The organism is Nostoc sp. 2RC, from assembly GCF_014222165.1.
Lineage (GTDB): Bacteria > Cyanobacteriota > Cyanobacteriia > Cyanobacteriales > Nostocaceae > Nostoc > Nostoc linckia.
The window spans coordinates 17886-43054 of the sequence record NZ_JACKZU010000017.1 but is presented as its reverse complement, the minus strand read 5'-3'; the positions used below and the strand labels follow the sequence as shown (position 1 = coordinate 43054).

8 protein-coding genes and 3 pseudogenes are annotated in these 25169 nt (G+C 40.5%); 5 read left to right on the top strand and 6 right to left on the bottom strand.

The annotated features are described in order from the left end of the window. Nucleotides 1–100 precede the first annotated feature (100 nt). A pseudogene (locus GNE10_RS03840) lies at nt 101–322 on the bottom strand (transposase); the annotation flags it as partial. A 207-nt stretch (nt 323–529) separates the two neighbouring features. Then, a pseudogene (locus GNE10_RS03835) lies at nt 530–1027 on the bottom strand (transposase); the annotation flags it as partial. 102 nt (nt 1028–1129) lie between these two features. On the opposite strand from GNE10_RS03835, the gene GNE10_RS03830 reads away from it, so the two are divergent. From GNE10_RS03830 to GNE10_RS03820, 3 genes and pseudogenes are all read left to right on the top strand, one after another. Continuing rightward, entirely contained in the window at nt 1130–1357 is a 228-nt protein-coding gene (locus tag GNE10_RS03830) for an MbtH family protein (protein ID WP_185563727.1), read from the top strand. Nucleotides 1358–1570: 213 nt separating this feature from the next. Further along, nucleotides 1571–2137: pseudogene (locus tag GNE10_RS03825) on the top strand (thioesterase II family protein); the annotation flags it as partial. 11 nt (nt 2138–2148) lie between these two features. Further along, nucleotides 2149–3375: an NF041680 family putative transposase gene (locus tag GNE10_RS03820; protein WP_185563725.1), complete on the top strand. Its 1227-nt coding sequence runs from the start codon at nt 2149–2151 to the stop codon at nt 3373–3375. A 73-nt stretch (nt 3376–3448) separates the two neighbouring features. Here the strand turns inward: GNE10_RS03820 and GNE10_RS03815 are convergent, their stop codons facing one another. Further along, nucleotides 3449–4009 carry a hypothetical protein gene (locus GNE10_RS03815; RefSeq protein ID WP_185563724.1) on the bottom strand — a complete coding sequence of 187 codons (561 nt, stop codon included), beginning with the start codon at nt 4007–4009 and terminating at the stop codon, nt 3449–3451. Between the two features lie 382 nt (nt 4010–4391). On the opposite strand from GNE10_RS03815, the gene GNE10_RS03810 reads away from it, so the two are divergent. Then, nucleotides 4392–4601 (top strand): helix-turn-helix transcriptional regulator, encoded by a 210-nt coding sequence (locus tag GNE10_RS03810; protein ID WP_185563723.1) that lies wholly within the window; start codon nt 4392–4394, stop codon nt 4599–4601. A 254-nt stretch (nt 4602–4855) separates the two neighbouring features. Continuing rightward, nucleotides 4856–5758, top strand: a complete 903-nt coding sequence (locus GNE10_RS03805; RefSeq protein WP_185563722.1) for a hypothetical protein — start codon at nt 4856–4858, stop codon at nt 5756–5758. Nucleotides 5759–5875: 117 nt separating this feature from the next. Here the strand turns inward: GNE10_RS03805 and GNE10_RS03800 are convergent, their stop codons facing one another. The 3 genes from GNE10_RS03800 to GNE10_RS03790 all read right to left on the bottom strand — a co-directional run bounded on the left by GNE10_RS03800 (nt 5876) and on the right by GNE10_RS03790 (nt 25156). Then, a complete protein-coding gene (locus GNE10_RS03800; RefSeq protein WP_185563721.1) occupies nt 5876–10126 on the bottom strand; it encodes a non-ribosomal peptide synthetase in 4251 nt (1416 codons plus the stop codon). Between the two features lie 82 nt (nt 10127–10208). Further along, complete coding sequence (locus GNE10_RS03795; protein ID WP_185563720.1) at nt 10209–18803, bottom strand: non-ribosomal peptide synthetase/type I polyketide synthase; 8595 nt, start codon at nt 18801–18803, stop codon at nt 10209–10211. A gap of 8 nt (nt 18804–18811) precedes the next feature. Then, nucleotides 18812–25156: a non-ribosomal peptide synthetase gene (locus tag GNE10_RS03790; protein ID WP_185563719.1), complete on the bottom strand. Its 6345-nt coding sequence runs from the start codon at nt 25154–25156 to the stop codon at nt 18812–18814. Nucleotides 25157–25169 lie beyond the last annotated feature (13 nt).

Here is a 25169-nt window from a genome sequence, read left to right as displayed (position 1 = left end):
TTTACCTCTTCGTTTACCATTTTTTCTAATTTCAGTAGAGTTGCAGTATGGACATTGCACAGTAGATGACCTCAATTCATCCCTCTATTATGCAACGCCCATCTAGCCTCATTGTTTGTTGATTATTTTCTTGCTCACTAATTGTGACTTTTCGATTTTTGGCTACTCCTCCTAAATACTTTAATTTTCGCTTTTCTAGTTCTAATAGGAATGATGTATTGTTACCATATCCCGCATCTACAATCACTATTCCTGGTTGATATCTTCGCTCCAGAGTTTGGTCTATTAACTTGATTGCTATCTCTGTTTTTTTCTCAAATAGCAGGGCGGCCGCATCATGTCAATAAGGCTAGTCTATTCTCAATAGACGTAAAATTAATCTCATTAATCCCTGCTTATTGACAAAGATTTTAGCGATCGCTTTAAGCCTGGGAAAATAAATTAAGCCAGAAATAATGATTTTTTCGTTGGGTCTTAATCTTTGTCGTGATCAATAGTACTTTAGATGCGTTTGCCCTGTCTCAAATAGTGGGTCTTGTTTTCCCTCTGGTAGTGAATCAGCGTGCTGATATAACTCTATATCTAATGGTACGCTTTTTCTCCCATCATATAAATGACTTGTTACTACTACTAACCCATTATCTGTTTTGCCAATTTCTCCGATATATTGTCTTCCCACCCCCTGGGTAAAATTACCACTTTTTCTATGACCTGAATCATCTATTATCAAGCTGAATCCTCTACTAATTCTGGTCTGACTACATTTGTTCATTACCTGTAAGCGTCGTTCATTCACTAGTGAACTAGACCAAGGTGCATCTGTTAAAAAGTGGTGTAATCGATGGTAATTCACTCCTACGGCGTTCTCTGCTATTTGGAACAGGTTTTTACGCTCGCTTTCTCCTAATAATCCCCCTAAATAATGCCTAAACTCCCTTTTTTGCGCTTTATGACTAAATACATCGTCAAACCTTTGACACCATTTTTCAAAGCATGGGGGCATAGCTGTGGGTGTTGTCTCTTTCATCGGGGTTGGTTTGACGTAAAAGCTTTGCTATCTCTGTATCTTACCCTTTTTTAACTTCTTTTTTTGCCTAAGTCCCGTTAATTAAATAGTAGGAGCCAAATTATGTACCAAGACGACAAAGAAGACACAACAATTTACAAAGTTGTAGTCAATCATGAAGAACAGTATTCCATTTGGCCTGCTGACCGAGAAAATGCACTCGGCTGGAAGGATGCTGGCAAAAGTGGTTTAAAACAAGAATGTCTGGATTACATCAAAGAAGTTTGGACTGACATGAGGCCACTTAGTCTTCGCAAGAAAATGGAAGAAGCTGCTGGGGGGAAATCATAACGCATTTGATTTTTCGTAAAGGTTGTCCAAGGTCTAACCAATTCGCTGCTTTTCGCAATGGGCAACTCTTAAAGACGCTACGCGTAGCTTGTTTCTCCGTTCGCGTAGCGTTCCGTAGGAAAGGAGTACGCCCTGCTGCGCTAACGCAATTCGTTATTAAATCAGTGGGGGCACTAAGCCACCACTGATTTAACAGAAATTCGACAAGAAAATATGACAACTGCACAAACATTTAACTCCTGGCTAACATATACCAAACCTAATCCTCGTGCTTCGGTGCGTTTATTCTGCTTCCCCTATGCAGGTGGTAGTTCTATAATTTTTCGCACATGGGCTGATAGTCTACCTACAGCTGTAGAAGTTTGCTCTATTGAACTTCCTGGACGAGGAACCCAGATGAAGTCAGCCCCATTCTCGCGGCTAGAACCTCTTGTCGGTGCTTTAGCTCAGGCCTTGTTTACACATTTAAACAAGCCATTCGCCTTTTTTGGTCATAGCATGGGAGCAGTTATCAGTTTTGAACTAGCTCGTTTACTCCGCAAAGAGTACGGTCTTGAACCAGTACATATGTTTGTTTCCGGTCGCCACGCTCCACAAATTCCCGATCCACATCCACCTATCCATGCTCTAAGTGAACCGGAGTTCATAGAAGAACTACGCCGTCTCAATGGTACTCCCGAAGCACTACTGAAAAACGCCGAATTAATGCAACTTCTTGTCCCAATTCTACGAGCAGACTTTGAAGTTCTAGAAACCTATGTATATACTACCGAGCTACCACGTTTGAACTGATGGATGCAATCTTGCTCACACGTAATGTTTACAGCTTGGCAGATTTATCAATGTGTCCAGTATTCCGTCGTCAATGGTCAAGTATCTATGAAGCAATACAGGATACCAGACCACAACGTCAGAAGCTGATGCGACTGTATAGTGAAAAAATACCCAATTTTGGACGTATCGTTCTGGCAGGAGACCATACGGCATGGTCGAGGCCGGATGCGCCAACCCTGAGAGAAAGAACTTACGAGCATTATACTCAAGGGGGAAGAGGAGGTCGTCCCATTACTCCTGGATACGGGTATAGTACCATAGCTTGGATACCAGAAATTGAAGGAAGTTGGGCATTACCACTTAGACATGAGCGAATAACAAGTTGGGAAAATCCCATAGATAAAGCCGTATGGCAGCTAAAACAAGTGTGTCAGAGTTTACCATCTCGACCAATCACATTATGGGACATCGAATATGGATGTGCGCCTTTTGTGAATAAAACTGCTGACATTAAGGCAGATAAACTGATGCGGTTGCGTTCCAACTTGTGCTTATGGGGAGAACCACCAAAATACTCAGGCAGGGGGAAACCAAGAGTACACGGTGATAAGTTTAAACTCAACGATGTCACTACCTGGTCTGAGCCAGAACAAACCATTGAACAACAAGATGCCAAACTAGGTAAACTCAGAATTCGGTTTTGGACAAGAAAGCATTTTCGTCTTTCTCCACACCACCCAATGTCAATCATACTGGTTGAGAGGCTACTTGAGGACGGTTCTCCACGAGTCAATAAACCGATGTGGTTGGCTTTTGTGGGTGAAGAAATACCGTCTTTATCTCAACTGTGGAAACTCTACTTACGACGGTTTGCTGTTGACCATTGGTATCGCTTCCTAAAACAAAGGTTACATTGGACACTACCAAAGCTGGCAACGCCCCAACAATGTGACCGATGGAGCGACCTTATGCCACTTATGACTTGGGAGTTGTGGCTGGCTCGTGATATTGTCAACGACAATCCGCTCCCGTGGCAAAAACAAATGACTCAACTCACGCCTGGGCGTGTTGCACAAGCAATGCCTGCGATTTTGGTCAGAGTTTCCACTCCATCCATTCCGCCAAAACCACGTGGTAAATCTCCAGGTTGGAAGAAGGGGCAGTCTCGCCAGCGTAGAATTCGCTATCCCATCGTTAAAAAACGTACTTCTTGTTTACGTAGAACCGAGCCTCAACCTGCTTGATTCGCTATTTTTCTAATTTTTTACTTTACTTTTTCTCAACTCAGTTTCCCTGAGTCATTTTGCGCTTTTTAGTCTAAAGTCCAGCGTCATCCCGGTAAATGCCATCGTCGAGCAGTTCTAAGCCTTGTTTCTCGCATTCAGTGGCAATCTGAGCCATGATTTCATTGCCAGTAGTGCAAGGTTCTTCAAACGGTTCCTGCACTGGTAACGTGCATTGCTGGTACTGCTGCTTGATGTAACTTTGGCATCGCTCTGGTGTGATGTCTCGGAAAATCTCTTTGTTATTTACCAAGACTCGCCAGTACAGGTTCTCATGGTTCTCGTCATCGAAGCTAATGCTGGCTACCAGTTCGCCATTAACCAAGGCTTCTTGGTCGTAAAACGAGATTTCTGCAATTGTCGGAACTTCTGTAAACTGGGCTGGTGCGGGTAATGGGAGTGTTCCGTCTTTGTAATGCCATTGGATGAAGCGATGGCATCGGGCAAAAGTGGTATAGCGGAAGATTTCGTTACCATTCACCATAACTACCCAAGGCTGGGTGACGAACTCGCCGTTATCGTAGCTGATGTACGCGATTAGCTGTTTACCAGCAAAAATCTCGAAATGGTGGGGGTTGATTTCTTTGATTGCCAATTCTTCTGGTGCAACAGCTTGGGCTTGGGCTGCGATGTACTGGTCGAACTCGCCTTGGGCTATGTCCTGCTCGTCAATTTTCTGGAGTTGGGCGGCTTGGTGAGAAGCGATCGCACTAATCCACGCAGCCCTGCGTCGTCTGTCTCGTACTTCGATGGTGCAGCCGATTTCGCTGTAGATGCGCTTTAGCTGGGCTAGGGATTTTAGGCACAGCTGTTGTGCTGTCTAAATGGCATGAGTCATAATGAGTAGGTTCTTGAATAGGACTAGAGAGGCGCTTCAGATTACCAGTCCAGGCGCTTTCTCTATATCTATTAAATCAAGTTCACTTGTAGTTGTTAAGTTTGCTTGTAGTTGTATCTTGTAGTAGAATTTTGTATAGATGAGTTCGGAGCATCCATTTATGAAGCTAAGAGAGTCTCTGGGATTAACTCAGAGGCAAATTGCGGAGGCCGTAGGCGTCACAGATCAAACTGTTTCCAACTGGGAACGAGGAGTTTATTTGCCGCGACTAACTCCTATGCAAACAGCAAAATTATGTAAAATTACGCGACTGTCTATTGAAGAGCTTGCACAAGTGTTTGAGAAGTGAACCGAAATGTTTGTTGACGAAACTGTTGATTTATTAGCTTTTTTATCATTTGTGCTCCCAGCAGCGATCGCCAAAACTATTCTTAACTAGCAACTTATGACTGCTTACCCTAACTTTGAGTGGAGAGATGGTAAAGCAGTTAAAGTGCTTGTTTTTAGTATTGTGTATAGCAAGTTGGCTGTTAGATAGCACACTTGAAATTTAGCTGTGATGGATTTTGAGCAAGCAGTATATTAATTAGGAGAGGTGGATTGATGAACACCCCACGCCATAAGCGCAAACAAGCCACCTCTGCCGCATCAAGCAATCCGAAACTACCCAACTCAGACATTTCCTCTTCAGAAAATCCAGCTTCTGCAATCATTGATGTTTCTGCTGTCGAAGTCCCAGAATTAACTGAGCAAGAACAGAGCGATCGCTTGCACTTAGAGCGCAAAGTTGAGAGGGCGTTTTTTGAAGCGGGTAAAGCTTTGGCAGAGTTGCGCGACCGCAGGTTATATCGCTCTACTCATTCCACCTTTGAGGAGTATTGTAAAGATAGATTCGGTTACAACCGTTCTCGCTCTTATCAGTTAATTGATGCAGCTGTCGTTGTGGACAATCTGCATAAATGTCCACAAATTGTGGACATTTTACCGACAGCAGAGGGACAGGTTAGACCATTGACAAAGTTAGAAACCCAACAACAACAGGAGGTTTGGCAGGCTGCTGTGGAAAAAGCTGGTGGTAAAGTCCCAACGGGCAGGATTGTTAAAGACGTGGTGCAACAAATTATAGAACGTACCAAAGTACCCAACACCTACCAGATCGGTGAAGTTTGCCAGATTTTAGTCAAAGATAATCCAGAACTTAGGGGCAAGAGTGGCTGTTGGGCTATTGTTACTCAAGTAAACGACTTTAGCTGTACCGTGAGAACCTGGGATAGTGAATTGACGGTTGCAGTGCAGCATCTCAAGTCTTATGATTACTTGCCTGCCGAATGTCAGCAGGTGCAGCAGATTTGCGATCGCATTAGTCGGGTGTATTCGAGTGAACTGGAAGAGTCGGTGCAGAGATTTTTGGAGTCGTTGGGGAAACTGAAGCGGGCTTACTTAACCCAGTTGGAGGAGAAGGTGTTGAGGGTGCTGGAGTCAGAGTACGATAGTGAAATAACTTGACTAAACAATTTTGCTAAACTGCCAGTCAATGTATTGCAGTTTCAATGAAAATATCAAAAATAAATCAAATGTAACTTTTAATTTTGATATAAAATTAATACACGCAATTTAAACTCTTTATTTTTCAATATTTTCTAAATATTTATTTATTGCTTTTTGTAATTGATAAACGCTAGGCTTTCTAAGCATTGTGTAGTGATTGCCAAGAATATTAATAATTTGTAATGCTTGTGTTGAAAATACTTGCCAATTTGAATTTAAATTATCATGAATAACACTTTTACTTGCACGAAGCAATAAAATGCTATTAACAGATTTTTTCGGATTATAGTCAATCAAAGCTTGGGTATTATTCTGAAAAACTTTCCATAGATGGTGAAAATGTTGACGTTCAAGGTATTGAGGTAAAAATTTAAATATTTTGCCTTGTTGCCAAAAATAATCAAGTTTTTCTTCTAGCTTAAGCTTTGTGAGATTTGTATATAGAGTATTAAGATGATCTAGATTTAAGTTTTCATCTCCTGTAGATCTAGCTATATCTTGAGCTAAATCAATTAATAGCCGATCTCGCTCGTAATAATTGATATTTATGGATTGTGTTTTTGAAATTGGTGCTTGGCTATCTAGTAAAGCAAGTAAGTCAACCTTTTGACCTTGCTTTTGTAATTGAGTTGCCATCTCAAAAGCTATTACACCTCCCATCGACCACCCTCCTAAAAGATATGAACCTTCTGGTTGAATAACGCGTATAGCTGAGATATATGCAGATGCCATATCTTCGATGCTAGTATAAGGCTTACATTCTCCATCAAGACCAAGCGATCGCAAACCGTAAAATGGTCTATCTAAACCAAAAGAACTGGCTAATTCGTAGTAACAAAAAACATTTCCCCCTACAGGATGAACAAAAAATAAAGGTTTTTTTGAACCGCGAGGTTGAATGGCTACTAGTGGAGATGGATTTTGAGAAGAGTGAATGTTTTGGCTAAGAAGAGTTTTAAGTTTTTCAATAGTAGCTTCTTGAAAAAGTTGAAAAAGTGATAATCTACATCCAAAGAGTTTTTCAATTTTAGCCATCAAGCGCACAGCTAAAAGTGAATGACCTCCAAGTTCAAAGAAGTTATCTGTAACACCAATGGGAGAAATACCCAAAACCTCTTCCCATATTTGCGTAAGTTGAAGTTCTAAGTCATCACGAGGTGCTACAAAATCTTTCTCTAAACTTGGTTGCTTGAATTCTAGTGCTAGAAGTTTTTGACGATCTACTTTACCATTAGGCATCTGTGGTAAGTTTTCTATCAGCATAAAAGCTGACGGAATCATGTAATCAGGTAACTGTTGTTTCAAGAAGATTCGTAGTTCTTTAGCAGTAGGTTGCTGCTTGTTGTTAGGGACTACATAGGCAATTAATTGCGTATCCCTTGCATCATTTAGATGAGTTATTACAACTGTCTCTTGCACATTTGGGTGTTGTGTTAGTGCAATTTCAATTTCCTCTAACTCTATACGATACCCTCGGATTTTTACTTGATTATCTATTCTGCCTAAGTATTCAATATTGCCATTTTGTAAATAACGGGCTAAATCACCAGTTTTATACAAGCGATTAAATTTTGAATTTTGAATTTTGAATTTTGAATTATTAAAAGGGTTAGGAATAAATTTCTCAGCTGTTAAATCAGGTCGATTCAGGTAGCCTCGTGCTAAACCAAGACCACTAATATACAATTCACCAGGGATACCAATAGGTGTAGGGTTGAGGTGTTTGTCTAGTATATAGATTTGGGTGTTGTCTATGGGGCGACCAATAGGTACACTAGCAATTTGGAAGTTTTCTGGCACATCAACAGGTTCGTAGATTGTTGCGCCAATAGTCGCCTCTGTTGGCCCGTAGGCATTAAGCCAGCGAACTTTAGTGCCTACCTGTTGCTGCCATAGTGCTAATTTTTCGCGTTGTGCTTGTTCCGTTCCCACAATTACCAAGCGCAATTTAGGCGGCAATGCAATGTTTGAATTAGATAATTCAGATACCCACTGATGCCAGTAGGCAGTAGGTAGATTTAAAACCGTAATTTTTTCTGACTCTAGGAATTGCTGGAAATTTGAAAAAGATAGTACCCAATCAGGGCGAATCACAACTGTTGAACCGCATAACCAAGATGGAAAAAGTTCTTCTGCGGCAACATCAAAGCTAATAGAGGCAAATTGTAAAACTTTATCATTTGACCGGAGTTGATAGATTTTGGCAACAGCAAGACTATGGTTTACCAAAGCTTGATGGGCAATGATTACTCCCTTGGGTGTGCCTGTAGAACCGGAGGTATAAATTATATATGCTAAATTTTGTGATTTAACCTCAGTTGGATATCGTTGCGTAATTGTTTCAGAAATATTATTTTGCCATGATGTATCTAGACATACAACCTTAACTTTGTGTAACGATAACTCTGTAATTAGCCGCGTTTGGGTAAGCAACACTAAAGGCTTGGCATCTTCTAAAATAAAAGCTAATCTTTCTTTTGGATAAGAAGGATCTAATGGCAGATATGCGCCGCCTGCTTTCAAAATTGCTAGGATGCCAATTACCATTTCTAATGATTTTTCCAGGCAAATTCCTACGAGTACTTCTGGTTTAACACCAAGTTGCTTGAGGTAATGGGCTAAAGCATCGGCTTGCTGGTTCAATTCTTGGTAAGTTAACTGCCGATCTGCAAAAACAACTGCCACAGCATTCGGTGTTTGCTCTACTTGATCTGCAAATAATTGGTGAATACAGATATCCTGGGGATAATCGGCTTGAGTATGATTCCAACTCACCAACAACTGCTGCTGTTCGGCTGGAGTCAATATCGGCAAGTCTCCGAGGCGTTGTTCTGGATTAACCACAATACCTGTTAACAAAATCTGTAAATGTTCCACCATCCGACAGATAGTGTTAGCGTTAAATAAGTCGGTGTTGTATTCTAATTCCCCATACAATCCACATTCCTTTTCTTGCATTACCAAACTTAAATCGAATTTGGCTGTTTGATTTTCTAGGGGGAGTAAATTCAAATCCAAACCAGGAAGTTTTAATTCTTCCATCGGAGAATTTTGGAGAACAAACATTACCTGGAATAATGGATTGTAGCTGGGGTTGCGTTCAGGCTGGAGTTGTTCTACTAAATACTCAAAAGGTAAATCCTGATGGGTATATGCAGACAAAGTACACTCCCGCACCTGATGAAGCAGTTCTTGAAAAGTAGGATTGCCCGCACAATTAGTACGTAGCACTAGGGTATTGGCAAAAAGCCCTATTAATCTTTCTAGTTCTTTATAGTTACGATTGGCGATCGCAGTTCCGATCAGAATATCATCCTGCTGACTGTAGCGGTAAAGCAAGGTGACAAAAGCTGTTAGCAGCGTCATGAACAATGTCATTTCCTCTTGACGACTTAGTGCTTTGAGTGCTTCAGTCAAGTCTGAGGATAAGGAGAAAGATTGTGTTTTCCCACAGAAGCTTTGTAGCGCAGGTCGAGGACGGTCTGTAGGCAATTGTAGTATGGGAGGATAGTTAATTAATTGCTGCTGCCAATAATTGAGTTGAGATTGGAGGCGATCGCCAGTTAACCACTGTCGCTGCCAAATAGCAAAGTCAGCATACTGTATAGGTAATTCTAGTAAAGGTAAAGGCTTGTTACTACAAAAAGCTGTGTATAATACTGCTACCTCTTGCAAAAGAATACCCATCGACCAGTTATCACAAATAATGTGGTGGATTGTAAACGAAAGTATATGTTCTGTTTCGTCTAACTTTATTAAAGTGGTTCGCAGCAATGGTGCTTCAGTTAGCTGAAAAGGACAGTTTGTTGCCTGTGCAAGCAACTTCAACGCTTCGGCTTGGCGTTGATGACATTGGGGTATTTCCCGTAAATCAATGAGTGACAACGATAAATGCAAATCAGGAGAGATTGTTTGAATCGGTTTTCCATCAATACAAACAAAAGTTGTGCGTAAAGCCTCATGACGACGCACTATTTCATTGAGGCTGTGTTGCAAAGCAGATAAGTTGAGTAAACCTTTCAGTCGCACAGCTACAGATTCGTTGTAAGAAGCGTTTTCACCTTCCCACTGGTTGAGAAACCATAGCCTTTGTTGGGCGAAAGATAAAGGAATTTCTTGATTTCGTGAAATGGGCTGAATGGATGTAATTTTAAGATTGACTTGACGAAGGAATGCGAGAATTTCTTGTTTGCGTTCTACTAATTGCGATCGCACGACAGATGACAATTTACCTTTGGGTGCGTCATAACGTAAATAATCGCCTTCTGCCCAAATTTTGATGTCTAAGCGTTTCAACTCAGATAAGAGTTCTTCGATAGGTTTCATAATAGGTGTTGCTCAATTGGGGCATGGTTTTTTCTCACGCAGAGACGCAGAGGCGCAGAGAGTGAGAGTTTGAGATAACGATTCATAAAACTCCTTGTTCGCGCTCATCATCCGAGTTATCGCTAACCATATCTGCGATATAATTTGCCAGACGCGCCACTGTTGGTTGCTCAAACAAACTGGCTAAGGGTAGTTCAATTTGCAATTCTTCCCGCATTCGCGCGATCGCTTGGGTTGCTTTCAAGGAATCGCCTCCTAATTCAAAGAAGTTATCGTGGATTCCGATTTGTGTAATCTTGGTAACTTCAGTAAAAATAGCAACCAAAGTAGTTTCAATAGAGTTACGAGGTGCAACACTGTCTGCTGAATTTTTTTCCTGAGTTGGTAATGGTAGAGCTTTTCTATCCACTTTGCCATTTGCTGTTAATGGTAAAGTATCAAGTAAAACATAAGCTGAAGGTTTCATGTATTCGGGTAATTTTTGCTGTACAAAAGTACGTAATTGCTCGGTAATAGCCTTTGGCTGTTGGATAGGTTGAGGCTTTAACCATTGTTGAGTTTGAGTATGGTCTATTTTGCCGCCGACAAAGCTGTGGAGTAAAATTTGACTGGATTCTAGGATGAAAAATTCACGTAATTCCGCAAATTCTAAGTAGCCAATAGGACAAAGACCAAGATGATATTCTGGTGCGTGGTTCATCAGCAATTGACCGATATAACCAGCTTCCAACAAACAAAAATCTTTCGCCAATTCGCCATACATAGGAGCGATCGCATTCAATTGTCCAATCAAAAATACTGAAAAAGCGGATTGTTCAAAAATAAGTTGATTGCTACCATAAATATTGCTGGCGATCGCCGATTCTGGATTTAGCAACACTAGGCTATGTTTGGCAGGATGATAATAGTAAAAACCAGCAGTCAATCCTGCTATGCGATGCGGTTTGACATATAGGTAAGTTTGAACTGGATAAAGACTACCAGCAGAAGGATAGCGATATTTTGGTAAAGGGAAGCCATCTAGGTGCAATTGTCGCAGACAGCCAAGAAACTGGCTAAACAGTTCTAAGGAAATAAGTTCGTTTTGAAAGTGACGATAACTCTGACGCTGTAAATAAGCTTGCTTGAGAACTTCATCAAAAGAGGCATCTGGTAATTTAACAATGGAATCATCAATTCTGGTTTGTCGCAATCCTGATTGTTTGAGCTTAAATTCAATCCTTTCTATAGGATCGAGCAATACATTAGGAAGTTGACTAGGTTTGTAGGCTTCAGGTTGTTGATGATTGGTTGGCACTATATAAGCTACTAATTGCTGATTCTCTCGTGACTCGCCCACAGCAGCCACTACCACCTCTTTAACGCTGCGATGTTGTTGTAGGGTAGCTTCAATTTCACCTAGTTCGATGCGATAACCATTAACCTTAACTTGAAAATCTTCTCGTCCTAAAAACTCAATATTGCCATCTGGTAAATACAGCCCCAAGTCACCAGTTTTGTACAACCGTTCTTTAGTTTGGGGATGAATGATAAAACTAGCATCAGTTTTATTTTGGTCTTGCCAGTAGCCTTGGGCAAGTCCAACACCACCAATATAAAGTTCTCCCACTACCCACACGGGACACTCTACCAACATTTGATTAAGCACATAAAACTGCTGGTTAGTCATAGGACGACCGTAGGGAATACTCTTCCAATGGGGATCAACTGTTGTTAGAGGATAGATAATTGACCAAATGGAGGCTTCTGTCGCGCCGCCTAAACTAACAACTTGGACATTTTCACAAACAGACTGAATTTGCGCGGGTAAACTTAAAGGCAACCAATCACCACTTAACAATACCAAACGCAACGATTGAAGTATATCGGCTTGATTATTTGCATACTCCATCAACATCTGCATCAAAGCAGGGACGGAATTCCAAACGGTGACTTGGTATTGTTGTATAAGTGTTAACCAGTGGGCTGGATCTTTAGAACTTGTCGCTTCTGGAATGATAATTGTCGCGCCGGCAGCTAATGTACCAAAAATGTCATAGACTGATAAATCAAAACTAAGAGAAGAAAGAGCTAAAACGCGATCGCCCGATCCAATAGCAAAGCGTTTGTTAATATCCAAGATAGTATTTACAGCCCCGCGATGGTCAATCATCGCTCCTTTGGGTAAACCCGTGGAACCAGAAGTGTAGATAACATAAGCAAGGTCAGTAGATGACTGCACTGTTTCTAAAGTTGGAATATCATCTACCAGCGTCAAAGTATCTATACAAAGACGTTGAATCGAGTCCGGCCATGTTAAAGTTGCATCTAGCCAGGACTGAGTTAACACTATCTGAACTTTTCCTTCTTGAAGTAAATGCCATTGACGTTCATGCGGTAATTCGGGGGCAATGGGTAAGTATGCAGCACCAGAGTGGAGAATTCCTAGTACCGCCACAACTTGTTCCCAACCTTTATCCATGACGACTGCTACCAATGTATTCGGTTGCACACCTAAGCGCCGTAGTTGATAAGCCAGTTGATTGGCTAAACAATCCAACTGTTGGTAAGTTAAAGTCCGGTTTGGGGTGATGACTGCCGGCTGATGCTGTTGTTGGGGTACTTGGGCAGCAAAGAGAGTGTGAAGCAATGCCTCAGATATTGGTGATGCAGTATCCTTGCGAGTTGTCAGTGGTTTTTGCTGTGTTACCGTTTGCCAGATTGTTTCTTCAGTAGCTAAAGAATCCAAAAGCCGACAATAAGCTGCAAACATATCGTCTAATAGCCCGGCTGGAAAAAGTTCTTCAACTGCATCCCAACTCCACATTAAAGCCCCGTCTCTTTCAGAAACCTGATGATCTAGCCAAACTTGGGGTGTCTGAGAAATGCTGTAAATTACCTTTCCTATTTTCTCTAACCCTAAAGTGTCTGGTTCGGGAGTACCTTGAGTTAAGGTACTAGTAAACACAATCGGTATAGCTGCTTTAGTTGTTCCTCCTTGGCTACGGGCTAATTCCCGCAAAACTTCCACACCACTGATATAACGATGTTCCAAGTCTTGCCAAAGCTGTTTTTGCAAACGTCGCGCTTTGGATAAAAAAGCTTCTGGAGTGGAATAATCCACAGCCAATAACGTCAGTGAAGTAAAGTCTCCGACAATTTCGTTAACTTGGGGATGGAGGGGGAGACGATTAAATAATGTCAAATTAAGTGTAAATTGAGGGTTTTTACTCCATAAACTCAAAATTTCGGCAAAGGCAGCTAATAAAACTCCCGAAGGTGTGACTCCTGCTTGAATAGCACGGGTTTTTAATTGTTGCCAAGTGGTTGGCTGCAAATGGGCGCTGCGACGCACAAAGCGGGGCTGTTTGATGGTACTGGGATGCTTTGCTAAAGGTAATTCTGGTGCAGGTGGTAATGTGGCAAGTCGTTGGAACCAATAAGCTTGGGAACGTTGATAAAGTTCTGTATTTTTGAGGGCTATTTCTGCTAAAACGTAATCTCGAAAAGAAACTTGCAATGGTGCTAAGACTGCCTGAGGATTTTGATAAAGCTGATACAACTGTGGTGCGAGAATTTCACCCAAACTCCAAGCATCGACGATTAAGTAATCAAAACTCAGATGTAAACGAATACGGCAATCATCTAAACGAGAAGCACGGATTTCAAACAAAGGTACTCGATCGGCTGCTAGTAATTGATGAGACATCCTCTGTCGTACAGCTTCTAACTGGGATGCAACGGCTGTAGGGTTTTGTCCGCGTAGATCGAGGATTTCTATGTGATAAGTCTCTATTTGTGGTAAAGTTCGCTGCTGTCCATTTGGTAAGACGATCGCACGTAACATATCATGATGGGCAATCAGCCTTTGTACAGCCAAATTTAACCGTTCTAAATCCAGGCGCTCCGTCTCCAACTCAATATAACCGTGAGTTGCCACATTCCCTAATTCAAATGCTTGACTACGCCCAATCCAGTATGCTTGTTGGACATCTGTTAAGGGAAAAGGTTGATAGCGTTGCCCAAGGTTTGGTGTAATTACAGGTAGAACGGGTATAACTTTCTCTGGATTTTGTTCTTTCTGAATTTGGGTAATTGCATCTGCTTGAGCTTTTATAGTAGGCGATTCAAACAGGCTACTCAAAGATAACTCTACCTGGAAAGCTTTGCACATTTGAGCAATGACCTGAGTTGCCAGTAAGGAATGTCCACCGAGTTCAAAAAAATCATCGTGGACACCGATAGACTCGACACCCAAGAGTTCTTGCCAGATATTAGCAATGGTTTGTTCTAGCTGATTTTGCGCTGCAACATAGGCATTTTTTAAATTTGGGCGAGAGTGTAGTGAGGTTGTGATTACTGGGGATTGTGGTTGAATCCATTGCTCAATCCGAGTTTTTAAATCTGCGGTAGAAATAATTACTTGATTTGATGTATTAAATAAAACACGCTGAAAAACTTCTACACCTTCATGGGGTGCGATCGCTAATTCTGCCAAAGTCGCACCTAAATTATTTGTTTCTTTTTCTGGATTAATTTTCCAGCCATCCCAATTTATGCTTAACCAAGGAATTTCGTTGGATTGGTTGCACTTGTGGGCAAAAGCATCCATAAACAAATTAGCCGCAGAATAAGCAACAAACCCCAATCCTCCTAGTACAGACGATAAAGAAGAAGTCAGCAAACAAAAATCAGGTTTTTTCCCTTGTAATATTTTTTGCAAGACATAAAGCCCGTGTACCTTGGCATGAAATTGTTGTTCGCATTGGGCTTGAGTTATTTGTTGAATCTCCCGAAAGCATTCTGGATTGAAAATTCCCGCCGCATGGATGACACCATGAATTTTACCAAAGCGATCGCTAGCTTGTTCAATTACTGCTTGCATTTGTTCTAAACTAGCAACATCAGCACTTTTGACCATAACCTCTGCGCCGTGTGCTTTTAGAGCTTGCACTTTTAGTATGTGCTGGCTAATTTTATCTTCAGGATCGTGAGTGTCTAACCATTGCTGCCAATCTTCTGTAGCTGGTAACAGCGAACGTCCAATCAAAATTAATTTTGCTTGTACAGTCTTTGCTAAATATTCTGCTAACGCAAAGCCAATACCACCCAAGCCACCAATAATTAAATAAACGCCTCCTTCTCGTAACCCAGGTTTTTCTGCATCAGGCGTTTTCAATGGTGCAGGTTCAAAAGTTTGTATCCATCGCCGATTTCCACGATAGGCAACAATTGAGTTAGGCACTTCTGCCACCATTTCCGCTAGAACAAAATCTATGAGCTTTTCCTCATAGCAACTAGGCGAAATAAGACTACCAATATCTATATTTTGGCAAGTCATATAAGGATATTCTTGGGGAATCACCAAACAAGCCCCTAACACAGTAGCTTTTTCTGGAGAAAGAATTTCTTCCCCCGTCACCATTTGAATATTGTTAGACACAACCCCAATTTTGATTTGCTTGCCTAGATGTTGTTTACCTAGTGCCTGAACAATAAATAGTAAGCTGTAAAAGCCTAAATCTTGGGTTTGATTAAACAACTCAATTTCTGAAGATGGGCTTTCATTTGTTGTGATACTCCACAAATGCAAGATTGTTTGAGGGATTTTGCCCAAGACGCGGAGTGTATCAAACAATGCCTGATAATCTTCGGATTTTTGCGGATTTATAACATAGGTGCAATTATCAATCTGGGTAAACTGCTGCCCTACCTTCACAGTTATTACATCCTGATTTCCTGTCACCAGCCTGTTTAGTAGTCGAGAACCAAAACCACATTCATCGATGAATATCAGCCAACATCCTATATTGGCTTTGTGGAAAGGCTGAGGTAATCTAGTTTGCTGCCAACAAGGTACATAAAACCAATTGGTAATATCCGGCTTTTTAGCCAAGTTTGCTGGAGAAATATCTGTGATTTTGGCTGGTTTTTCAGGCTCAATCCAATAACGTTGGCGCTCAAAGGGATAGGTTGGTAACGGGACGCGATAGCATTGCTGATGCTGATAAAAACCAGACCAATTAACCTCAACACCTGTTAGCCAAAGCTGACCGAGTGAGTTTAACAAACACTGTGTATCTGACTGATGTTTTTGGGGATGGGGAAGAGTAGTAAGTATAACTTTCGGACTAAAAGAAAGTTTTTCCCCAATCATTCTTGCAAACGTACTCAAAGTATGACCAGCACCAACCTCCAGCAAAACCTGTTCTGGTTCTTGTAACAACAATTGCACGCCTTCAGCAAAAAGTACTGTTTGGCGTAAATGTTGTAACCAATAATTGGGGTCTGTAGCTTGAGTAGCCGTAATCCAAGTACCAGTTAGATTTGAGATATACGGAATTTGCGGTGGTTGGAAGTTAATCTTTTTTACTTCCTCTGCAAACGCTAGCAAAATAGAATCCATCGTTGCAGAATGAAAAGCATGGGAAGTGTGGAGATGACGAGTTTTGACACCGTTTTTATTGAGATGATGTTCTAGTTGTGCGATCGCCTCTACATTACCAGAAACAATACACAATGAAGGAGCGTTAATTGCCGCTAGAGAACAATGTTCATTTAAAAAGGGTTGTACGTCCACCGCAGACAAGGAAACAGCCAACATTGCTCCTAGAGGCGTTTGTTGCATCAGCCGTCCTCGTGCTGCTACTAATGCTAAAGCCTCTGCTAAGGAGAAAACACCAGCAAGATGAGCTACTACATATTCCCCAATACTATGACCAATCATTGCTTGCGGTTGAATGCCCCATGATTTTAACAATTTGGTTAAAGCGTACTCAATGGTAAACAGTGCTGGTTGGGTAATTGCAGTTTGTTGTAACTGCTGGGTGGCAATTTCAATCTCTATCGGAGCAGGATACAGTACACAGCGCAAGTCTAGCCCTAGATGTGGTTGTAGAATTTCTGCACACTGGTCAACTGCTGCTTGAAAAATTGGCTCTGTTTGATACAATTCCCGACCCATATTTACATACTGCGTACCCTGACCAGGAAACATAAAAACTACAGGTGGATTGTGGCATTCTTGATAGCTTGATAAAACTCGTGGTGAGTCTGGGCTTGTCAGAGTGATGATTGCATCTTCTAAGTTTTGACAAACTAACATCTGGCGATGGTTGAAAGCCCGGCGACCAATGCCCAAACTGTAAGCAACATCCGCCAGATTGAGGTCAGAATGTAGTTTGAGATGTTGAACCAGATTTACTGTTGCTGTCTCCAAGGCAGAGCTAGTTTTAGCCGATACTACTAGTAATTGATAATTTCTCCCCTGCTCCCCATCTCCCCTGCTCACGCCAGTTGCTACAACGGATAGCGAAGCGGTAGCGAATCCTTGAGCGTCGGGAACCTCCGCAACGCACTGGCTCCCCTGCTTTCTTACAGATGGGGCTTCTTCCACAACGATGTGAGCATTTGTGCCGCCAATACCAAAAGAACTTATCCCGGCACGGCGAGGAGTACCATGAGGTTCCCAAGCAGAAAGAGTAGTGTTGACGTAGAAGGGGCTATTGGCAAAATCAATTTGCGGGTTCGGTTCCTGAAAGTGCAAGCTGGGCGGAATTTGCCTATGTTTGAGAGCAAGGACGGTTTTGATAAATCCTGCCACACCAGCAGCCGTATCTAAATGACCAATGTTAGTTTTGACTGAACCAATGGCACAGAAACCTTTTTTTTCGGTATTAGCACAAAACACTTGATTAAGGGCAGCAATCTCGATGGGATCGCCTAAAACTGTGCCAGTACCGTGAGTTTCGATGTAAGTGATGCTTTCCGGTTCTACGCCAGCTAAAGTATAACTCTCGGCGATCGCTTTGGCTTGTCCTGCCATACTAGGAGCTGTGTAACCTACTTTCACAGCACCATCGTTGTTGATGGCCGATCCTTGAATGACTGCATAAATATAATCTCTATCGGCAAGGGCTTCTTCTAGCCGTTTTAATACTACAATTCCCACACCACTACCGCTTACCGTGCCGTTAGCTTTGGCATCAAAGGCGCGACAGTGACCATCAGGAGCAAAGATTCCTCCTGGCTGATAGGTATAGCCAACTCGATGGGGTACGGCAATAGAAACACCGCCAGCTAAGGCGATATCGCTTTCACCAGCAATCAAACTTTGGCAAGCATAATGAATGGCAACTAAGGAAGTAGAACAAGCAGTTTGCACCACAACACTGGGGCCAGTCAAATTTAATTTATAGGAAATCAGGGTGGAGAGAAAATCGCGATCGTTACCCAACCAAATTTGATAGCTGCCTACCGAATCAATTAATTCTCGATTGGCAAGTATATTATTTAATAGATAAGTACTCTGACTTAAACCAGCATAAACTCCAATTCGACCAGGATAAATATCACTGTTGTAACCAGCGTTTTCTAAACTTTCCCAGGCACATTCTAAGAAAATTCGGTGTTGCGGATCTGTAATTGTGGCTTCTTTAGGATTAATGCCAAAAAAGGACGCATCAAATAGTTCGATGTTTTCTAAGACACCCTTGGCTTTCACGTAGTTACTATCTTGCAATAGTGAAGGAGTAACACCCATTGCCATCAGTTCTGCATCCGATAAAGCAGTAATTGACTCAACGCCATTACGTAAATTATCCCAAAACTCATTGATATTGTTAGCTCCAGGAAACCGACCTGCCATACCAATGACAGCGATCGCATCAGGGTTAGTTGATAATACTGCTTGATTCATAAAACCTCTTAATAACTTCGGCGCTGGCGTTGTTGTCTTAAGGCATCTCTGCGGTTTTGGGTGGGAGTGCCAGTTGGTTGTAACGATGGTTTTTGACTGAGATATCGAGATAAAGAATTGATGGTTGGGTAGTTAAATAAATCCATCATTGATAAGTTTTTGTATTGTAATTGTTGCAACTGGTTGAAAACACGCACCAATAATAAAGAGTGACCACCTAAATCAAAAAAATTGTCATAAATTCCCACTTTTTCCACAGTAAGAACTGCTTGCCAAATATCAGCGATCGCTTGTTCAATTTCAGATTGCGGCGCAACGTAAGTATTTTCTTTTTTTAGATATAAGCCTATTAAATTCAACAACCGTCTACGGTCTACTTTGCTATTAGGAGTTAAGGGAAAAGTTTCTAATAATATAAATTCACTAGGTATCATGTAGTCGGGTAACTTCTGCTTCAAAAAGTTCCGCAACTCATTATTTGTAAGATTTTGCTGGTTGGTAGAGACTATATAAGCGACTAATTGCTGATTGAGCAAAACTACAGCCTGTTTCACCCCTGCATATTGATTAAGTACTGCCTCAATTTCTCCTAGTTCTATCCGAAAACCCCTGAGCTTTACCTGGTCATCAATCCGTCCTAAATATTCAATACTGCCATTTGGTAAGTAACGAACTAAATCACCAGTTTTGTACAATTTTAAATTTTGGATTTTGGATTTTAGATTGTAAAAAGGATTAGGAATAAATTTCTGAGCCGTTAACTCAGGTTGATTTAAATAGCCTCTAGATAAACCAGAACCCCCGATGTGTAATTCCCCCGCGACTCCTCTCGGCACGAGTTCACCATGTTGGTCAAGAATGTACATTTGTGTGTTGGCAAGGGGGCGACCAATCGGCACAATACCGTTCTCTATTTCTACTTTGCAAACTGCTGACCAGATGGTAGTTTCTGTAGGGCCGTACAGATTCCATACAGATGCACATTTTTGGCATAGTTGATTGGCTAAATGTCTAGGAAAGGCTTCACCACCACAAAGAATTTTTAGTTGAGAATTGCCCTGCCATCCTGCTTCTAATAGCAGCTGCCAAGTTGCTGGCGTAGCTTGCATAATTGTTGCTTGAGATTTATTTAACCAAGCTGACAATTCCACACCATTTGTCGCTACTTCTCGACTGACCACAATGACACGCGCACCAACTGTTAAAGGCAGAAAAATTTCTAAAACCGCAATATCAAAAGCTAAAGTTGTCACAGATAAAAGAATATCTTGCTCTTTTAGCTCCAAAGTTTCACCTGTAGAGTACAAAAAGTTAACGACAGCACTATGAACAATTTCTACTCCCTTGGGTCGTCCTGTTGAACCAGAAGTAAAGATGACATAAGCTAAGTTTTGAGTATTAGTTTGGCTAGTAAGGTTGCATTGATTTTCTGTGGCGATCGCTTGCCAATCAGTATCTAAAAATACTAATTTTGCTGTATTTTCTGGTAGCGTTGCTGCCAATTTTTCTTGAGTTAATAGCACTGATACTTGAGCATTTTCTAAAATCAAAGCCAAGCGTTCTTGAGGATATATTGGATCTAGAGGTACATAAGCCCCCCCAGCTTTAAGAATCCCCAATAAACCTATTACCATTTCAATCGAACGCTCAACATATATACCTACTAATACTTCTGTTCCTACACCTAATTTTTGTAGATAACGTGCGAGTTGATTGGCGCGAGTATTAAGTTCGTGGTAAGTAATTTCCTGCTCTTGATAGGCAACAGCAACCTTATTTGGTGTTAGTTCTACTTGAGCTTCAAATAAATGATGAATACATTGATTGAGAGGATATTCAACTTCTGTGTTGTTCCACTCCACCAATAATTGATGTTCTTCCGTGGCACTTAATAAGGGTAAATTTGCTAGATGCTGGTCTGGATTATCTACTACACCTGCTAGTAATATCTGAAAATGTTCTACCATCTGCCGAATTGTATCGGCACTAAATATATTCGTGTTGTACTCAAAATTACCCCGCAGTTCTTCAGCGTCTACTTGTAGTGACACACTTAAATCAAATGTGGCAGCTTGACGCTCAACGTTCAAGAAACTGGTATTTAAACCAGGGAGTTTGAAGTCTACCATTGGGTTATTTCCAAGGGCAAACATAATCTGAAATATCGGGTTGTGGCTTAAGTTCCGTTCCGGCTGAAGTTTTTCTACTAAATATTCAAAGGGTAAGTCTTGGTGGGCATAAGCGTCTAATGTTACTTCTCTGACTCTATGCAACAATTCTCGAAAGGTAGGATTGCCACTCAAATCAGTACGTAAGACTAAAGTATTGACAAAAAAGCCAATTAGTCCTTCTAACTCAGTGCGATCGCGATTAGCAATAGGTGAACCGACTACAACATCATTCTGTCCACTGTAGCGGTAAAGCAATGTCTTGAAGGCAGCAAGCAAAGTCATAAACAGAGTAACCCCTTCCCGATTGCTCAGTGTTTTAAGTGCCTCAGTCAAATTTGCAGGTAAGAAAAAAGGCTCTGATGCACCGCGAAAGCTTTGAATCGGCGGACGGGGATTATCTGTAGGCAACTCTAATAGAGGAATTTGGGCTAATTGCTGCTGCCAATAAGCTAATTGAGATTTGAGTGTCTCGCCTTGAAGCCATTGTCTTTGCCAAATAGCAAAGTCAGCATATTGAATTGGTAATTTGGGAAGAGGGGAAGGTTTACCAGCACAGAAAGCTTGATAAAGACTAGTTAATTCACGCAAAAATATTTCTATCGACCAGCCATCAAAAACTATATGATGTACCGTGAATAGCAAAACACGATCTACATCACTTAAACATATCAAAGTAATTCGTAGCAATGGCACTTCAGCCAAATTAAAAGAGTGTTGTGCTTCAGATATTGCCAAACGTTGAATCTCTGCTTCTTGTTCAATTTTGGAGAGATGCTGTAGGTCTACCACAGGCAGATTTAAAGTTAAATTAGAAGCTATGACTTGAACAGGTTGGTCATTAATAAGGGTAAAACTTGTTCTTAAAGCTTCGTGGCGACGGACAATTTCATTAAAACTCTGATGCAGTGCGGTTTGATTGAGTTGCCCTTGCAGGCGGACAGATGTGGAGATATTGTAAGCAAAAACATCTGATTCTAATTGGTTGAGAAACCACAATCGCTGTTGAGCAAAGGAAAGCCGATAAGGCTCACTTCTTGTTGTGTGAGGAATAATCTGTGTTTGTGGGGTACTAGTTTGGGCGATTATCTCTACTAATTCTGCAACGGTAGGCGCATCAAATAAACTACGTATAGGCAGTTCAATTTTAAAAGCTTTATTTAATCGGGAAATAATCTGAATTGCTAATAGTGAATGCCCACCTAACTCAAAAAAATTATCGTAGATACCTACCTTCTCTAGATTTAAAACTTGTTGCCAAATATCCGCCACAATTTGCTGTGTTGCTGTTTGCGGTGCGACAAAATAATTTTCCGGTTCTGGTTGTATTCGTTCGGCAGTTAGTAATGCTCGACGGTCTATTTTCCCATTGGATAAAAGAGGCAGTGCTTTTAAAAATATAATTTCTGACGGAATCATATATTTAGGTAGTTTCTGTTCGAGAAAATACCGCAATTCTGAAGTTTTAGGCGTTGATTGTGGGTGCGGCACTATATAAACAACCAAGCGTTTTTCATCAACTTGATTTTGCGCCTGAACAATTGCAGTCGAAACACTAGAATGCTGGTGTAAAACTGCTTCAATTTCACCTAACTCAATGCGAAATCCTCTAATTTTTACTTGGTCATCTATACGTCCCAAGTATTCAATATTGCCATCAGGTAAGTAACGAGCTAAATCACCTGTTTTGTACAGTTTGTTACCCTCGGAATTGAAAGGGTTAAGAATAAACTTTTGAGCAGTCAAATCAGGTCGATGCAAATAACCCCGCGCTACTCCTACACCAGCAATGTGTAACTCACCTGGAACACCAATAGGGACAGGACGCAAATACTTATCTAAAATATATGTCTGCATATTAGAGATTGGGCGACCAATGGGTACAAAATTGCGATCGCTATCTCGTTGGCAATGCCACCAAGTTACTTCGATTGATGCTTCTGTCGGCCCATAAAGATTATATAATTCTGCATTTACGTGAGCAAAAAAACTCTCTTGAATGTCAAAAGAAAGTGCTTCTCCACTACAAAAAACTTGTTTGAGACTTTGGCATTTTTCTAATTCTGCTTCATTTAGAAACACTGCTAACATTGATGGCACAAAATGAACAATAGTAATTTGTTGCTGGGCAATTAAGTGAACTAAATAATTACTATCTTGATGACCATCTGGTTTAGCTAATACTAGACTTGCACCTGCTAAAAAGGGTGAGAAAATTTCCCAAATAGAAACATCAAAACTTAAAGGGGTTTTTTGTAAAAATCTATCTGCGGTTGTGAATTGAAAAGTCTCTTGCATCCACAACAAGCGATTATTTACACCTTTATGATTATTCATTACTCCTTTGGGCTTTCCTGTTGAGCCAGAAGTATAGATTACATAGGCTAAATTATCTGGAGTTAGATTATTAACAGGGTTTTCTAAACTTTCCTGGGCAAATTGCTCCCAGTCCCTATCTATACAAATGACTTGCGCTTCATGTTCTGGAATTAAATCTAACAATGGTTGTTGAGTTAATAAGACTGGTGTTTGTGTATCGGCTAACATAAAACCTAGACGTTCCTGTGGATAGCTAGGATCTAGTGGTATGTAAGCTCCTCCAGCCTTGAAAATAGCTAACAGCCCAATGATTAAATCTATAGAGCGTTGCATACAAATGCCAACTAAAACCTCCGGAGCTACCCCGAACTTTTGCAGATAATGTGCTAGTTGATTAGCTCGTTGGTTCAACTCTCGATATGTTATCTTTTGGTCTAGAAAAACAACAGCAACTGCATCGGGAGTTTGTTCTACTTGAGTTTCAAAAATTTGATGAAGGCATTGAAACGCTTGATAGTCTCTATGGGTGTTGTTCCAAGTAAATAAAACTTTTTCTTGTTCTGCTTTATCTATAATTAGTAAATTATTTATGGTTGCTTTTTCTTCAGTTAAGATACTTTCAATTAATGTTTTAAATTGTTTTGATAAATTTCTGATAAAATCCAATGCAAACGAGTTTGAATTATAATTAAATTCTATATCAATAGAATCTTTTCTATCAATACAATTAAGTTTAATTTTAAAAGGTGATAAACAGACATATTTCTGTTTATCATAAAATGAAACCCCATCAGCTAAATACGTTTGCCGATAATCTTGAAAATCAAAACAATATAAATGAGGCGGTAAAATATGAGAATTATCTGTTGTTCTGATGATTTGATCCCAAGCAAAATACTCTTGCCAAGAATAAGCCTCACAAATTGCTGCATCAACTTGTTGTAACACTTGAATACAAATGTCTTCAGCTTCTAAGTGAGAGTGAATTGGTAAATATTGAGCTAACAAACCAAATGTAGTTTCTAATTCTGGGTATGAACGCCCATTGTAATTAGTTCCGATGACAATATCAGACCGATCCGTAAGATGCCAAAGTAAAATTTTCCACCCAGTCAGAAAAAAAGCAGATTTTGATATTTGATGTCTTTGAATAAATTCTTCTACTTGATTTACCAAACCGCAAGTCAGTTTGATAGATAAAGCTTCTGGTTCAAATTCTTTATCTTTAAAATTATCCTTTTCAAAAGGAAGTTGAAGATTTAAAAAATCTGATATTTGCTTGTTGTGCCAATAATCTCTGCCCAATTCTAACTCTTCATCAGTTAATAACTCATTTCTCCATGCAGAAAAATGTACATACTGTAAAGGAGAATTGTTTAAGCAATTATATTTGTTACTATATAAAAGAGTGATTTCATGTAATAAATTATCCAGGCTTATAGAATCAGCGCAAAGGCTGGGTAAGGTGACGATAAAAATATATTTTTGTTCTGATATTTTTATTAACTTTACATGAAATAAAGAAGAAACAGCATAATTAAATTTGCATTGATTATCTGTTGTTAAAAATCCTGTAATTTGACTTTCTTGCTCATCAGCATTTAGATCAGTCCAATCTAATTCTTGCCAATTTAGAATACTGGTACTACTAATAACCTGAACAGGAAACTCTATATTTGATAATATTTTGAATGTCGTGCGAAGAATTTCATGCCGATTAACCAACCCTTGAAAAGCTTTTTGTAAAGCTTCCACGTTCAATTTTCCATCAATTAAAACACTCATCTGTGTTCGATAAACTGAACTGTCTTGCTGTAACAGCCAGATATTCTTTTGCTGGGGTGATAGTTCAAAGCCTTCAATCATACTCTGTGTTCCT

Excerpts from the sequence above, each read along its gene's own strand:
- GNE10_RS03820 (WP_185563725.1), top strand. The coding sequence starts at position 2,149 with ATGGATGCAATCTTGCTCACACGTAATGTTTACAGCTTGGCAGATTTA.
- GNE10_RS03800 (WP_185563721.1), bottom strand. The coding sequence starts at position 10,126 with ATGAAACCTATCGAAGAACTCTTATCTGAGTTGAAACGCTTAGACATC.
- GNE10_RS03795 (WP_185563720.1), bottom strand. The coding sequence starts at position 18,803 with ATGAATCAAGCAGTATTATCAACTAACCCTGATGCGATCGCTGTCATT.
- GNE10_RS03805 (WP_185563722.1), top strand. The coding sequence starts at position 4,856 with ATGAACACCCCACGCCATAAGCGCAAACAAGCCACCTCTGCCGCATCA.
- GNE10_RS03830 (WP_185563727.1), top strand. The coding sequence starts at position 1,130 with ATGTACCAAGACGACAAAGAAGACACAACAATTTACAAAGTTGTAGTC.
- GNE10_RS03790 (WP_185563719.1), bottom strand. The coding sequence starts at position 25,156 with ATGATTGAAGGCTTTGAACTATCACCCCAGCAAAAGAATATCTGGCTG.
- GNE10_RS03810 (WP_185563723.1), top strand. The coding sequence starts at position 4,392 with ATGAGTTCGGAGCATCCATTTATGAAGCTAAGAGAGTCTCTGGGATTA.